The sequence below is a fragment of the Aristaeella lactis genome (assembly GCF_018118585.1).
Classification (GTDB): Bacteria; Bacillota; Clostridia; order Christensenellales; family Aristaeellaceae; genus Aristaeella; species Aristaeella lactis.
In genome coordinates, this window is record NZ_CP069421.1 from 2,036,586 (window position 1) to 2,051,042 (window position 14,457).

Below are 14,457 nucleotides of genomic sequence, written 5' to 3' on the forward strand. Positions count from 1 at the left end.
CCGTTTCCGGAAGCTGTGTTAACCGCAATTCTGAATTCTGAATTCTGAATTCTGCATTCTGAGCAGTTCCGGATCAGTCTTCTTTCTTCCGGCTGAATCCGGCCAGGGTGTTCTTCGCCGCCCGCAGCAGGATCAGGATCGTTCCCCACAGGATCAGGCTGCTCCAGAACTGTACCTCAGCCAGTTCCGTGGTCTTGATGGTTATTGTCTTTGCTGCCGCGCTTGTCAGGTCCCAGAACTTGCTGATCCAGGAAGGATATTCTCCCAGCGTCTCAGGTACCCATTCCGGGAATGTCCACAGGGGTTTCACTGCCAGCACAGCCACGCCGTAGCAGGCCGCCACTGTCGCGATGATCATCAGCGCCACAGGAAGCAGTTTCCCCGCCAGGTAGGGAATCAGGTGCAGGGCATAGCGTCTTCTGCTCTCCGCCCGGACCTCCGCCATCCTTGCCCGTCCATATCCGCCCAGCCAGCTGATCCAGCGTTTCAGCAGCCAGATGGCCACAACAAGGAACACCAGCAGCAGGGGCATCAGTGCCCTGATCTTTTCCTTTTTCAGGCTGATGGCCGTTCCGTTGGAGCCGAAATACTCCTCTGCCTGCTTCTGGAATACAGAGAATAAGGACACAGAAGGCGACGCGGCAGACAGCACCATCAGTTCGCAGTCCGTCACCTTGTCCAGCGGAACCCAGGCGGCGTTTTCCATTGTCTCGCCGATCCTCCGGCTGTGGGCGGCAACTCCCGCCACTTCCATCTCTGTTCCGTTCAGGGTAACCGTCCTGCCGATCGGATCCTCCGCCTGGAAGAATTTGAAAGCCGTCTTTTCATCCAGGATGATCACGTCGTTCTGTTTTTGCACATCCAGCCGGACCAGTTCCCGTCCGTTGACGATCCGGGGTGTGTAAACCTCGTTCCAGGACGGCCCTATCGCGTACAGGCATACGCTTTGAGACTGGCCAATCACGTCGAGGCCTGTGTTATTCCTGATCCCGTGCAGCGTCAGTCCGGGAAAGGTGCTCCCCATCCCTTCCAGCGCTTTATCATACTTGTCCAGCATGACGGTCTCTATTTCCGGCGGCTGCTGCAAAACAGGCTCTGTATCCTCCCCGGACGGATCCGGCGCCAATGCCTCTGTTTCCGCCTGATATGGTGCCGGTGTAAGCGCGTCTGTTTCAGCCTGCGGGATGAACGCGTACTGCATCAGGTCCGGTACTGTGGTCAGCCCGATCAGGCCGGCTCCCAGCATCAGGATCCCTGCCAGCAGTAAAAAGGAAAGATGAAATCTTCGCTTCATTCCTGCCAGCTCCTCATTCATATTTCATAACGGTATCTTTATCTTTAATGATCCGGTCTTCATGAAACAGCACCTTTTTGCCGGATTCAATGGTGCCTTCCGCCACTGAAACATATTTTTCAGATTCCCCGAGCACGTCTTTCAGTTCAAATTCCTGGACTACGATACGTGTTCCTCCCAGGGGAGCCTCCTCTGTGATTCCGAGAAAAACATACCGGGTGCTGCCGTTCGTACGCACCGCGCCGGCTTCAATCAGCTGGGTGGTATCCTTGGCCCGCGTAGTCATTTTGACTTTGATATCGCCCTTTTTGATCATGCCGCTGACATTGCCGAATTCTCCCAGGATCTTATCGGTGAGCGCCGCGTCAGCGTACTTGTCCCCGTTCTTGTCCACGCCCAGGGCAGTTACCTTCGCGTCCACCTTCATCCAGTTGCTCACCGGGATGGTCAGCGCCGCGCCTTTCTGCACATTCACCGGCTGATTGTTTTTATCCTTCAGCATAACGCGCAGCACAGGTCCCTTGCCTTCCGGCGTGATCTGGATCACTTCCGCTTTGTCGCCAACGAGCGGGACTTCCTTGGAAGCTTTGATGGCGACCACATAGCCTTCATGCGGTGCTGTGATGGTTTCCACGCTGTTCTGCAGCTTCCGGATCTCCATCATCTTTGCTTCCGCGTCCGCCATTTCCTTCTGCTTGTCCCTCTTGGTCTGCAGAGTAGCCCACACATCGTCCGCCACGGCATAGCGTTCCAGGCTTTTCAGTTCCTTTTTGGCCGCGGTCATCTCCTCCTGGACTGTCTTCCATTCGGTATAGTTTTCGATGATCTTTCCGTCTTTGATGCCCTCGATCAGTTCATCCGTCAGGTCAGCGGCATCCGTCAGGTTAAATTTGGCCATCAGGGAGATCCGGAGGTTTTGCTCCCTGGTTGTCGCGTCCCGTTCCTTTTCATAGGCCGCCATCCACTGTTTTTCATTGTTCGTCAGGCGGATATCGCCGTTCTTCCGCTCCCACGCGTCCAGCTCATCACGGGCTTTGTCATATTTTTCCTTCTGTTCCGCCAGTTTTTTCTCATAATCCGTTACCTTGGCTTTCATCAGCGCGTCACCCGCAGAGACATGTTCGCCGGTGGAAACAAGGATCTTTTCCACCGTCACGCTCATTTCATCGGGAACAGCAATAGTGAAGTCTTCCTTTTCCGGGAAGACCACGCTGCCCGTCATTTCAACACTGTTCTCCAGTTTGCCGTTTTTAACCTCCGCAAAATCCACCTTGGGGGTGGTCAGGGACCGGAGCGTACCGGCAAACAGGATACACAGCGCAATGATCGCCGCCAGGATGATCATACCCCGTAAAGCTATTTTCTTGAGTCGCATAAAACCAGACCTTTCTGCCTCTCAGGCTAGCCTCTTATTTCATTTCCGTCAGCTGAATCCCCGCCAGGATGTCCTCCTGGAAGAACAGGTAGATCAGCAGTGCCGGCAGGATATACAGTGCCGCGCCGGCAAACTCATAGCCGGATACTTTCCTGGTCAGCTGGTTGAACTGTGTGGAAAGGGGTTCCAGCGCTTTCGCCGCCGTCAGGTAAGTGATCGGCTGTTCCACCAGGTTCCAGCTTTCCGCGAAGGACAGCGCCGCCGCCGCGCCCAGCACCGGCCGGCAGACCGGCAGCACAATCCACAGGAAGGACCGGAACGGTCCGGCTCCGTCTATGGAGGCTGCTTCCAGCAGCTCGTCCGGCAGCGCGATCATATACTGGCGCAGCAGGAAGATAAAGAACGGGGCAAAAAGCATCGGCAGGATGATCGCCCATCTTGTGTTCAGCAGTCCCATAAAGCGCAGTGTCAGCACATTCGGGACCATGGTTACCTGGAAGGGCAGCAGCATCAGCATCACGATCAGGAAGAAGATCGTTTCCCGTCCGCGGAAGCGGAATTTGCTCAGTCCGAACGCCAGGGCCGGAACGACCAGCGCCTGTCCCAGCAGGATCGCCGCGGCGTAGATCACCGAGTTGTTGAAAAAATGCAGGATCGCCTCATCCTTGATCAGGATCTGTTCATACTGCCCCAGGGAGATCTGGTGCGGTGAATAATGCGGATCCATCCACTCCCCTTCGCCCAGCTTTCCCCTTTCTTTCATCAGTTCCTTCATTTCCCCGATGGAGGAGAAGGAATACAGGAAAGTCTGGACCATCGGAAGCAGGATAATGAGTGCCAGGATAGTCAGTACAATTCGTGCCAGCCAGATCCGGAAGCCTTTTTGTCTCATCGTCAGTCGCCTCCGTTCAGTCGTTTCAGCGCCTGCCGCTGGCTTATGAACAGCAGGCCGAAGAGTGCCAGCACGATCAGGGCAAAAATGTACGCCGCCGTCGTTACGTTCTGATAATTCAGCTTGCCGTACATGTTGTTCATATAATTCTGCAGCGTGTACAGCAGCGGCTCGTCCGGGTAGGCGCCGGCCATGAAATAAACTTCCTTAAAGATCCGGAACGCGTTGACAAAGGAAAGAATCGCCACCAGGAAAGCCGAGGGGATCGCCAGCGGCAGCGTGATGCTGAAGGTCTGTTTCAGGAAGGAAGCACCTTCCAGCGTCGCGTATTCATACAGGGATTCCGGAATGGACTGCAGTGCGGACATAAAGATGACCACACAGAAGCCCAGGTTTTTCCACAGGAACAGCAGGATGACCGGGATCCGGGATTCGCTTCCCTTCAGCCAGTCAATCCGGGCTCCGCCCAGCGCTGTGATGATCCGGTTCACCGGGCCGGCAAAGTCAAACCACATCAGCCAGATGATCAGGATAGCCGAAGACGGCATCAGGTAGGGCATCAGCACGCTGGAGCGGAAAAAGCCGCCGGCCGGACGGATCCGGTGCAGCCCTGCCGCCAGTAAAAAGGACAGCAGGAAAAGAAGCGGAGCGCAGATCAGGGAAAGCTCCATGGTGTTCTTCAGTCCCGTCTGGAACATCGGGTTGCCCCAGACGGAAACATAGTTAGCGAACCCGACGAAGCTGTTCTCAACCCGTCCGTCCGTGACGCTGTACCAGATTCCGCCCACAAACGGGATGCCGTAGAAAACCAGCAGTCCCGCCATGCCCGGCAGCAAAAAGGGCCAGGCTGTTCTCAGTTTCTTATACAAAAGGTATCAGTTCCCTTCCATACGGATCATTTGGACCTTTTGATCGATCCTGTTCAGCAGTTCTCCGGGATCCGTGTTGCCGGAGAAAAGCTCCGCGAATTCCTGCTGTTCCTCTGCGTCCGTGTTGCCCACGATATCGTACAGGAACAGGTAATCAAGCACTTTCAGGGACGGAAGGCGTTTCTGGTAATCCTCAATCGCTTCCGGACTCATGGACCAGTCATATTCTTCCACATTCTGCAGGTATTCCCGGAACTCCTTGAGCGTGTCCTCCAGGTTTGCCCGTTCTTCGCCGTCTTCCGCTTTTTCAAGGGCTTCTTCCGCTGCCTCGATGTTTTCCTTCGCGCGCTCCAGGTCGTTTTCATAGTACGCGCTGCGGATAGGTTCTGTTTTATCAGCGAAGATCGCATATTCTGTTCGGAAATACATGCTGTCCAGGGCCAGAGCCAGGAATTCCGCAGCCTCTTCCTGGTGTTCGGAATAGGGATTCACAAAGGCGACACACATCTGTACCGGCTGGATGGGGGTCTCATCTTCGGCAAAGCCGATCAGCATCGGTTTATAGTAACCCATCATGCCGGGATCCGTATAGACGCTCAGGAGCGGATCCTTGTATTCGCCAGCCGTATAGCCGTCATCATAGTAATGCCGGTCCTTCATATCAAGGGCATCATAGTCCAGGTTATTCAGGCGTGTCAACAGTTCATTCATCACGGGAGAGTTAAAAGCATAGTCTTCTCCCTTGCCATCCATCCAGACCTGGTATTCATACAGAATAGTCATGGTAATGGCGCTGATGAAATCTTCGCGCGGAGAATCGCAGACACATACGTCATTCCGTCCCGCCAGCCTGTCCGGAAGAGTCTCCAGCCAGTCAAAGAACTGGCTCCAGGTCTTCGGCAGTTCCTCCTCGGTTTCTCCAAGCTTTTTCCACATTTCATGGTTGATCCCGACTGTCTGGCCGGAGATTTCAATAGGAACCGCGATGATCTTTCCATCCTGCTTCAGGGCATCCCGGATAAAGGGATACATGCGGTCAACACCCGCGGCGACCTGCGCGTTTCCGCTCAGATCCGCTGCGTATCCGCGTGTGCGGATCGCCCGGAAGTCATTGCTTTCATACTGCAGCACATAAATATCCGTATCGGCATCCTGGTTCAGCAGGGACTGCGGAATATCCGTCTGGACCCCGTCCCAGTCCGGCTGAATGATCACGGAGATATCACCCCGTTTATTGTTCAGGGTATAAACCGTTTCGGACATCACGCCGTTATAACTCGTGTCCCGGATCCGCAGGGTCGTACTGGCGCGCTGCGCGGGATCCGTGTTTCGCAGCAGGATTGTTGAGTAATCCCACATCAGCAGGAAACCGTCAGACGTGCATATTGCGCCGCCGCCGTCAATCGGGCAGTCATTGACCACCTCAGCCTGTGCCGTGCCATCCATCGGCATGGCCCACAGCTCACCGCCGTTGGCATAGTACAGGATATTCTTTTCCGCGTCATAGCAGGGATTCAGGTAATTGGTCGCGTCAGTGATCTCCGTGATCTCTTCCTCACGCTGGTCTTCCAGGCTGATGCGGATGATCTTTGCTTCTTTCGCGCCCCAGTCGGCCCGGGTCACCAGCACAGAGCCTTCCGGTCCGGGCGCGATCTCGCTGATATCCCCGGTCTCCAGGCATGTATAATCGCCCGTCTCCAGGTCAAAGCAGAACACGATCGGTCCGTTCATCCCGTAAGCGGTGCCAACCAGCCGGTCTCCGGACGTAAACACTTTTGCCGGATAAAAATACATGTTGTCCCCTAAATCATCAAGCAGCATGCCGCAGTCCAGTTCCGGCAGGCTGCTGTCCTCCGGGACCGCCTTTCCGTCTTCCAGCCTGATGTGCTTCACCGCAATGGCATTGATGATCTGGCTGTCTCCGTCACTTGCTTTCCTGGTCACCAGCGCGTAAAGCTCATCATTCCAGGAGAAATAGCAGCAGACTTCCTCTGCCTGTTCGTCGTCCTCCGCGTTTTCCTGTATCTCGTATTTTTCAGGTTCCGCCTGGAAATCCATAAACAGCAGCAGCATCCGTCCGTTCATGTCCTCGATGTCAGCACAGAACCCGCCGCTGGTCTTATATACATTGTTAACGCTTCCTGTGCTGTCAGAGGCGGAATAATGTTTCAGCGTACGGTCTCCCGCTGACGCGAAAGCTGTCGCGCATGTTGTCACGCACAGGATCAGGGTCATAATCCACAGGAATGTTGTTTTGATAATCGGTTTCTTCATTTCGACTCCTCTCGTTGTATATATGGATTTGGTCGTCGGGAAGGCCGGCAGCTGCCTGCCGGCCTGTACCCCGTTCCGGAAGGATCAGTGTCCTTCCCTGCGGACCATTTGCAGTTTGTTGTCGATCGTGTTCAGGTATTTGTCAACGTCTCTCTCCCTGTCAAGTTCTTTATAGAAAGCCTCCTCGGCTTCCTCGTCCACAGAACCCAGAATATCAACCATAAAGTCATGAGTCATCATTTTCATCAGGGTATTGGTTGTCTTATAGTTTTCGATGCTCTGGGGGCTGATGACCCAGCCCCACCGTTCCATGTCTTCCATTTGATCTTCTGTTTCACGAAGATAGCCTTCCCATGTGGCCTTCTCGTCCCCATCCGCTTTTTCAATCTGCTCCTGGAGGAATGCCACATTCTCATCATAGTATTTCTTGCTTTCGAGGTAATACGAGTTAGCAATAGGTTCTGTCTTGTCCGTAAAGAGCGTGTACGCGTTGCTCGCGTCCTCATTTTGCAGCATCAGGGAAAGATACAGCTTTGCTTCTTCCGGATGCTCGGAATAGGGATTCAGGATCGCCAGGCTCGTATATGTCGGAATGATCGGCTCTTCTCCCTCTTCAAAGGTCAGGATCAGCGGAGCATAAATCGTGCTGTTATACGAATCGGGTGTACTGCTGAAATAAGTCGCCAGCAGGGTCTTCTTATCCATATCCATATCATAGACATTGTCTTCTCTGCTTTCATCCGCTTCCCTGACGCCGAGCGCGTCATAATCCACTTCCTCCAGCCGCTTCAGCAGACTGTTGATCATGGGTGTATTGAAAACATAGTCTTCCTCTCCCCTGGCATCCATCATAACCTGGTACTGGTCCAGGATGTCACTGCGTATGCTTGAACGGAAATTGTCCCTGTCCATCCACTCGGAATCTTCAACCAGGTCAATGTCTTCTGTAAGCTTCTCAGGCAGGGTTTCCAGCCAGTCAAAGAACTGGTCCCAGGTCTTCGGCAGTTCCTCTTCCGTTCCGCCCATATTCTTCCACAGGCGCGTATTGATGCCCAGCGTACCCGCGGATACATACAGGGGAACACCGATAATCTTTCCGTCCTGTTTCACAAAATCCCGGATAATGGGATACATACGTTCCGTATCCGCGGCGATCTGTTCATTGTCACTCAGATCCTGGAGGAATCCGCGGTTTTTGAGGGCATTATAGTCCGAACCTGAACAGTACAGATTATAAATATCCATATAACTGTCCCGGTTCATCATCGCCTGCATCATATCGAAGTTCTCGTCTTCAATGCCCTTCAGAAGTACCGCGACATCACCGCGCACCTCGCTCATGGCATAGACTGCGTTGGTCGCAGCAGTGTTCCAGCCGTCGATATCAACCCGCAGGGTGATGGAACTGCGCTGGGACGGATCCGTGTTCCGGATCAGCGCCGTATTGTTCGTCCAGATCAGCAGAAACCCGTCTTTCAGGCAGATGGCTCCGTTTCCGGCTTCCGGGCATTCGTTCACGCTGAACGCCTGGTCTTTGTCCATCTGCGGTGCCGCCCACAGTTCACCGTTAAGCGTATAGTACAGCACGTCTTTTTCCTGGTCATAGCAGAGGTTCACGTTGTAAACATCACTGCCTGTCAGTTCCAGGATCGTTTCCTCGCTCTGGTCTTCCAGGTTAATCCGGATCACAGCCGCTTTGGATGAATAGTCAGAATCATCGTATTCATAATGGTTGATCAGTACGGATCCATCCGGTCCGGCGGTGATCCCGTTGGGTTCTTCCACCGCGAACTCGGAGCAGAAACCTGTGGTCAGGTCAAAGGCCACAAGTATGCTTCCCTCATCGCCGTAAGACGTACCGACCAAGGTGTCCCCGACCATGAACGGATCGTTGAAACCGCCGAAATAAGAACCGCCGTCGCCGTAATCAGAATCATGCATCAGGGAGGTAATATCCAGTTCCGGCACGTCACAGTCCTCCGGGACAGCCTTGCCGTCTTCCAGCCTGAGATGTTTCACAAATAAGTTCTGTTTAGACTCATCCCCGTTGTATTCCGTTTTCGTCACCACAGCATAGAGATCATCCTTCCAGGCGAACACACTGTTGACGTATTCGTATGTATAGGACATATTCGAATAATCAATGTATTCCTCTGTCCCTGCGGTAAGTTCTTCGCCCTCCGGGATTACACTGCCCGCGGCGATTCCTTCGACTGCCGCGGCATCCTCCGCCGCGGGAAGATCCGTTTCTGTCGCAGGTTCTGTTTCCACAGAAACAATATCGCCTTCGCCGGCTGACATATCGTCCTGCAGGATAAACTTTTCCGGTTCCGCTTTGGCGTCCGCGTACCGCAGGATGATCTGCTTCGGGTTCATTGACCCTTCCCGGTAATAGATGCAGAATCCGTCTCCCATCCGGAAAGCGCTGTTAATGTAGCAGTCGTTTGCCTGCTCCTCATCTGAAAAATGCATCAGTGTACGGTCACCTTTCGAAGCAAAAGCAGGCGCGCATGTTGTCACGCACAGGATCACAGTCATCAGGCACAGGATCAATTTTTTGATAATCTGTCTGTTCATATGGGTCCCTCCGTGTTGTTTTTTATATGCAGACGGCAGGACAGCTGTGTCCTGCCGGCCGCTGTTTTTCATGCAAAATATACCGTTAGTTTCCTTCGAGGCGTATCATCTGGATCTTTTTGTCGATTGTGTTCAGCAGTTCATCCGCGCTGAGTCCGAAGTTCTTCTCACCATATACCAGGTCATAGTACTCATTGGTATACTCGGACTCTTCTTCGTCCTCTTTTTTGTCGTCATTGTTTTTCATCATGTCATGGATGAAGTTGTAGTCCTGCACTTTATACAGGTGCTGGTTCTTCTGGTACCGTTCAATTTCCTCGGGACTCATGACCCAGCTGTACTTTTCTTCATCATCAATTATCTTTTCCAGGTTCTCGATCTCTTCTTCCAGGGATTTCCTGTTATCGTCTTCCGTCTCCTCCTGGAGCTGTTTTTTGTATTCTTCCAGTTCTTCCTTCCAGTTCTTGAGATTTTCCTCATACCAGGGATACCGGAAAGCTTCCGTCTGATCCGCAAAGACCGTGTACCGGCTGTCCGTGTACAGGTTCTTCATGGAATGCGCCAGGAACTCCATGGCCTCCTGGGGATGCTCTGTATAGGGATTGACGTACGCGATGGTGATCGTCACCGGTACAACCGGATCCTCACCTTCAGCAAAGCTCAGCAGCAGCGGCTTGCAACGGGAGTTGTAGCCGCCCGGCGTGGACTCATAATAGAGCTCCAGCAGGGGCTCCCGATACTCTTCTTCGTCATAATCATAGCTTTCACCCTCATCGTCCTCTATGTGTTCCCTGGCGCCCAGGCCTTCATAGTCCAGGTTGTTCAGGCGGGTGATCAGGCCATTCAGCAGCGGGGAATTGAAAAGATAGTTTTCGCCTTTGCCGTCCATCCAGACCTGGTACTGGTTCAGAAGATTGTTCAGGATGGCCGCGCGGACATACAGGCGGTCCTCCCAGCTTCCCGCCAGGGACGCTTCCTTCTGGCCCGCCAGCACTTCCGGCAAAGCTTCCACCCAGTCAAAGAACTGCTCCCAGGTCTTCGGAAGGTCTTCTTCCTTCAGGCCCAGCCGTTCCAGCACATCCAGGTTGATACCGAACGATGATCCGTATGCTTCCACCGGAACGCCGATGATCTTTCCATCCTTTTCCACGGCATCCCGGAGATAGGGATACATCCGGTTTACACATTCAGCGATCTGCTCGTTTCCGCTCAGGTCCAGCATGTATCCGCGGTTGCGCAGCGCGCTGCAGTCGCTGGCCTCGTATTCCATCGCGTAAATGTCGAAGTACGCGTCACGGTTCATCATCGCCTGCAGAACACCGGGATTTTCCGTGTATTCCTGGTCCAGGACAACGGAAACGTCACCCCGGGTATTGTTCATATCATAGATTGCTTCACTCAGGGCATTGGAATAATTAAAGTCCTTGATCCGCAGTGTGACGCTGCCGCGCTGTGCGGGATCGGTATTCTTCAGCAGGACCACATTGTAGGACCACAGCACCATAAAACCGTCCGGCAGGAGTATCGCGCCGGAATCCGCGCTCGGGCAGTCGTTCACGGATTCAGCCTGGTCAAAGTCCGGCTGGGCCAGCGGCATCCTCCACAGTTCGCCTTTGTACGCAAAGAACAGCATGTCGCTTTCGGGATCATAGCAGGGATTCAGGCCGTAAAGATCTTCTCCCGTTTTTTCCCACAGCGGTTCCTCGCTCTTGTCTGCCAGGTCCATGCGGCTCATGCTCGCTATGGCCTTTTCACTTTCCCAGTTAATCCGCGTCACCAGGACCGACCCTTCCGGACCCGCGACAATACTTGCAACGCTGTCATCCAGATCCGTCACATCCGTGGTCCCTTCCTGCAGGTCAACCACGCACAGTTTGGGGCCTTCCTCACCATAGGTCTGGCCGATCAGCTTATCCCCGGACGTAAAAGCCCCGTTCAGGCCGTCGAAATACTGGTATTCATCATCGCCGTTAAGCATGTCGGTGATGTCCATATCCGGCAGGCCGCTGTCTTCCAGGACAGCCTCTCCGTTTTCCAGCTTAATATGCTTCACGGAAGCGCCGTCCATTTTCCAGAAGTCTTCCCCGGACACCTGCCTGGAAACCAGCGCGTAGATCTCGCCGTTCCAGCCGAACACAGAGCTCACATCCTCATAGTGCCTGATGTCCGAACCGTTCTCATCCTGGGTGATGTTGGGTTCCCGGTTATCCGGCATGGTATAGGTTTCCGGTTCTCCCTTGGGATCTTTGTACACCAGGAACTTCTTCCCATCCTGTCCCCGGAGCACAACGCAGATCCCGTCTCCGGCCCGCACAACAGTCTGGACGGTTTCGTCCATACCATATCCGTCCGTGGTGGAATACCGCATCAGGATACGGTCCCCCACTGACGCGAAGGCAGGTACGCATGCCGTCACGCACAGCGCAGCAGCCAGAAACAGCAGGATTACCTTTTTTCCGTTCAGTCTGATCATTCTTCAGGTTCCTCCGTCTTTTCCGTATTGTCCACCGGATAGATCAGCATGGTCATGCCCAGTCTGATCCGTTCGTCTGCCTCGAAGGAGGCATAAGCTTTATAAAGCTTTTTGTCCGATCCTTCCTTTGGATCTTCATTCATATGGGAGATTCCCGTGATAACGCCTGTGTAGTTCTTTTCCGCGGCGTTGTCCCAAAGCAGTTCCATGGAAACAGCCTGCCCTTCCTCCAGGAGGAAAAGATCCGCCTCAGGCACCTCAAACTCCACCTGGAAGCTCTTGGAGGGAACCACCATCATCAGGGTGTCGCCCTTGGTCACGGTCTCGCCGGCGCCTTTGGGATCGCTGGCGATCACACCCGTCACAGGGCTCTTCACACTGTTATCCGGCGCGTAATACCCGTCCAGGATACCGTCCACCGTTTCAAACAACAGCTCGCCGCGTTCCACAAAATCACCGTTCTTCACGTGCAGCTTCAATACGCTGCCGGTACCTTCCACCGGCACGGCATCGGACCGTTTCACCGTTCCCTTGCCGATGCGGCTTTCCTTGGACAGGTTCTCATCGCGGTAGACATAGACCTTTTCTTCCAGGTAGAATTCTCCGCCGGTCACTTCAATGTTGTATCCGGTCTCCGTCATCCCGGAGATGATGCCCGTCCCCTTGTGGGTGCCGTCGGCAACACAGATCAGGTAAACCCGCTCACCCCGATGGATAAAGTAATTCTCGCTCTTGTTGAAAGCCTTCTCGCTGTTCGCTTCCACCTTATACTTGCGGGTGGGTTCAATATACAGCGAAGCGCCGTAGCGGGTCTTCGCCCCCTCGGTGCTGTCACCCTCTGCCACATAAAGGCCGGTCACGGTACCTTCCACCGGCGCGTAGTTCATGGTTGTCTGGATCGTTACCAGGGCGTCGCCTTCCCGGACCGGATCGCCCTTGCGCAGCGTCATTGATCCAATGCGGCCGCCAAAGGGCGCGGCAATCGGAACCGAGTCTCCCGCGACAACCTTTCCCTCGTAGGAAAGTCCTGTTTCAGCCAGGGCTGTGCTGCCCAGAACCAGGGCCAGGGCTATCAGCAGTGCAAATACCTTTTTCATCCGGTTCCTCTCCTTTCACTCACCAGAAAACAATTTATCGTACGGCAGGTTCAGCGCTTCCGCGGACCCGCTGTAAACCCCGGTCAGGTAAATCCCCGCGTGTTCATCCGTAGTCAGTTCATAGGTTTCCTCCCCGACCTTCACCTGCCAGGAAGCAGGTGCACCGGGAGTGATCGCTATGCCGTATTCAAAGCGCCGGTTTGCTGTGCCCCGGCTTTTCATTTCATCGTAATTCCATCCGGCCAGGAAGCCTTCGGTTTCCATCACGGCGATCTGGTCGCCGTCCCGGAGGACCAGGTGCAGGATGCCGCTCTTGTGCATCTTGCGCAGCACCTCCCCGTTCAGGTTCCAGGTGCTCCCGCTTCCCGCGCCGTCTCCCGCGGCGGTCAGCACCAGGGTATCGATGGATTCCTGGTTTTCCGGCTGCTGCCAGTTGATCCCGGCCGCGGTAAAGCCGTTTTCCCCGTCCCCTTCCCGGCTCATGGAAAGCGCCAGGGCCTCGCCGTCCAGCGTCAGCTGGCTCATCACCTTGTCCGGTTCATCCTTCAGCTGTTTCAGGCCCACCAGGTCGTAATCCGGTCCCACGGTTTTGCTGCCGCGGCTGTGGGGGATCCTGATCCCACCGCCTCCGCCGCCTCCGCCATGATAGGATGGCTGGCTCGGCTGTTCCGGTTCCTGGGGCGCTTCCGGCGTGGATGCCGGCGGTTCATGGTCCGGTTCCTTCGGTTCCGGTGTGGGTTCCGGCGTCGGTGTGGGTTCCGGCGTTGGTGTCGGTGTGGTCTCGTCCGTCTGGGCGGGCGTCGGGGTCGGTGTCGTATCGTCCGCCGGCGTTGGTGTCGGCGTCGGCGTCGGCTCATCCGGCTGTTTTCCCGCTCCTTCAAACGCGTTGTCCGCAACGCGCACGCCATCCGGCACAAAAGTCGTATCCAGCTGCCTGCAGTTCAGGAATGCGTGATTCCCGATCTCCTGCAGGTGCGTCTGGCTGCCCAGGCGTACCTTCTCCAGCTTTGTACATTCCGCGAAGGCGCCGTTGCTGATCTTCTCCACCGAATCCGGCAGGGTGACGCTCTTCATGGTTTTCAGCCCCTTGAAGGCATTCGGGCCGATCACGCGGATCCCGTCCGGAACGGTTATGTTCTCGTCCGTAACCCTGCAGGCAACCAGGACGTCCCCCTCGATTTCCCATGCCGGCGGATCCGTCGGTTTATCAATATCTGTTGGTGTTGCCGGGTCTTCCGCCAGTGCGGCGCCGGCGGCCAGGAGGACCAGAGCAATGCAGACTGCGATAATCAGCCTGCCAATCTTCTTGCCCATGCTTCTGTCCTCTCCTCCTTCCTGAAATAAGCCACTCTTTTAATTAGACGAACAAGGGACCTATTTTTTCTCTGTTTTTTTGTTAATTTTTTATTAAAAACATTTTTAATACAGATCTATTTTATCAAGACTGTCAATCGGGGACAACCGCCGTCCCGGGCGGATCATTACAGTATGTTGCAAAGTTGTTCGAACCTTTTGCATCGTACCATTTTTCAGGGGCTGCTGTCAAATAACCTTCCCTGTTGGATCCTGTCCAGCAGAAAAGGGAGTGCGCGCCGGCGCACTCCCT

The 14,457-nt window shown here is 54.5% G+C and carries 9 protein-coding genes; all 9 read right to left on the bottom strand.

Annotated features, from left to right (window positions below; genetic code table 11):
- Positions 1-73 precede the first annotated feature (73 nt).
- The 9 genes from JYE50_RS09500 to JYE50_RS09540 all read right to left on the bottom strand — a co-directional run bounded on the left by JYE50_RS09500 (position 74) and on the right by JYE50_RS09540 (position 14,165).
- Positions 74-1,294, bottom strand: coding sequence for an ABC transporter permease (locus JYE50_RS09500; RefSeq protein WP_179138272.1), 1,221 nt, complete (start codon positions 1,292-1,294; stop codon positions 74-76).
- Between the two features lie 13 nt (positions 1,295-1,307).
- Positions 1,308-2,669 (bottom strand): HlyD family secretion protein, encoded by a 1,362-nt coding sequence (locus tag JYE50_RS09505; protein WP_143763575.1) that lies wholly within the window; start codon positions 2,667-2,669, stop codon positions 1,308-1,310.
- A 34-nt stretch (positions 2,670-2,703) separates the two neighbouring features.
- Positions 2,704-3,561, bottom strand: a complete 858-nt coding sequence (locus tag JYE50_RS09510) for a carbohydrate ABC transporter permease (protein ID WP_084095303.1) — start codon at positions 3,559-3,561, stop codon at positions 2,704-2,706.
- Between the two features lie 2 nt (positions 3,562-3,563).
- Positions 3,564-4,430 (bottom strand): carbohydrate ABC transporter permease, encoded by an 867-nt coding sequence (locus tag JYE50_RS09515; protein ID WP_084095304.1) that lies wholly within the window; start codon positions 4,428-4,430, stop codon positions 3,564-3,566.
- A 6-nt stretch (positions 4,431-4,436) separates the two neighbouring features.
- A complete protein-coding gene (locus JYE50_RS09520) occupies positions 4,437-6,704 on the bottom strand; it encodes an ABC transporter substrate-binding protein (RefSeq protein WP_084095305.1) in 2,268 nt (755 codons plus the stop codon).
- Between the two features lie 84 nt (positions 6,705-6,788).
- Positions 6,789-9,281, bottom strand: coding sequence for an ABC transporter substrate-binding protein (locus JYE50_RS09525; protein ID WP_179138273.1), 2,493 nt, complete (start codon positions 9,279-9,281; stop codon positions 6,789-6,791).
- An 85-nt stretch (positions 9,282-9,366) separates the two neighbouring features.
- On the bottom strand, positions 9,367-11,754 hold the full coding sequence (locus JYE50_RS09530; RefSeq protein WP_084095307.1) for an extracellular solute-binding protein: 2,388 nt from the start codon (positions 11,752-11,754) through the stop codon (positions 9,367-9,369).
- The gene (locus tag JYE50_RS09535) at positions 11,751-12,851 is read right to left on the bottom strand and encodes an HlyD family secretion protein (RefSeq protein ID WP_084095308.1); all 1,101 of its coding nucleotides are present in this window, start codon (positions 12,849-12,851) and stop codon (positions 11,751-11,753) included. Before JYE50_RS09535 ends, JYE50_RS09530 begins: the two co-directional genes overlap by 4 nt.
- A 15-nt stretch (positions 12,852-12,866) precedes the next feature.
- Positions 12,867-14,165 (bottom strand): leucine-rich repeat domain-containing protein, encoded by a 1,299-nt coding sequence (locus JYE50_RS09540; protein WP_143763576.1) that lies wholly within the window; start codon positions 14,163-14,165, stop codon positions 12,867-12,869.
- Between the last annotated feature and the right edge of the window lie 292 nt (positions 14,166-14,457).

Coding starts and splice junctions, on each gene's coding strand:
- JYE50_RS09500 (WP_179138272.1), bottom strand. CDS start 1,294: ATGAAGCGAAGATTTCATCTTTCCTTTTTACTGCTGGCAGGGATCCTG.
- JYE50_RS09505 (WP_143763575.1), bottom strand. CDS start 2,669: ATGCGACTCAAGAAAATAGCTTTACGGGGTATGATCATCCTGGCGGCG.
- JYE50_RS09510 (WP_084095303.1), bottom strand. CDS start 3,561: ATGAGACAAAAAGGCTTCCGGATCTGGCTGGCACGAATTGTACTGACT.
- JYE50_RS09520 (WP_084095305.1), bottom strand. CDS start 6,704: ATGAAGAAACCGATTATCAAAACAACATTCCTGTGGATTATGACCCTG.
- JYE50_RS09525 (WP_179138273.1), bottom strand. CDS start 9,281: ATGAACAGACAGATTATCAAAAAATTGATCCTGTGCCTGATGACTGTG.
- JYE50_RS09530 (WP_084095307.1), bottom strand. CDS start 11,754: ATGATCAGACTGAACGGAAAAAAGGTAATCCTGCTGTTTCTGGCTGCT.
- JYE50_RS09535 (WP_084095308.1), bottom strand. CDS start 12,851: ATGAAAAAGGTATTTGCACTGCTGATAGCCCTGGCCCTGGTTCTGGGC.
- JYE50_RS09540 (WP_143763576.1), bottom strand. CDS start 14,165: ATGGGCAAGAAGATTGGCAGGCTGATTATCGCAGTCTGCATTGCTCTG.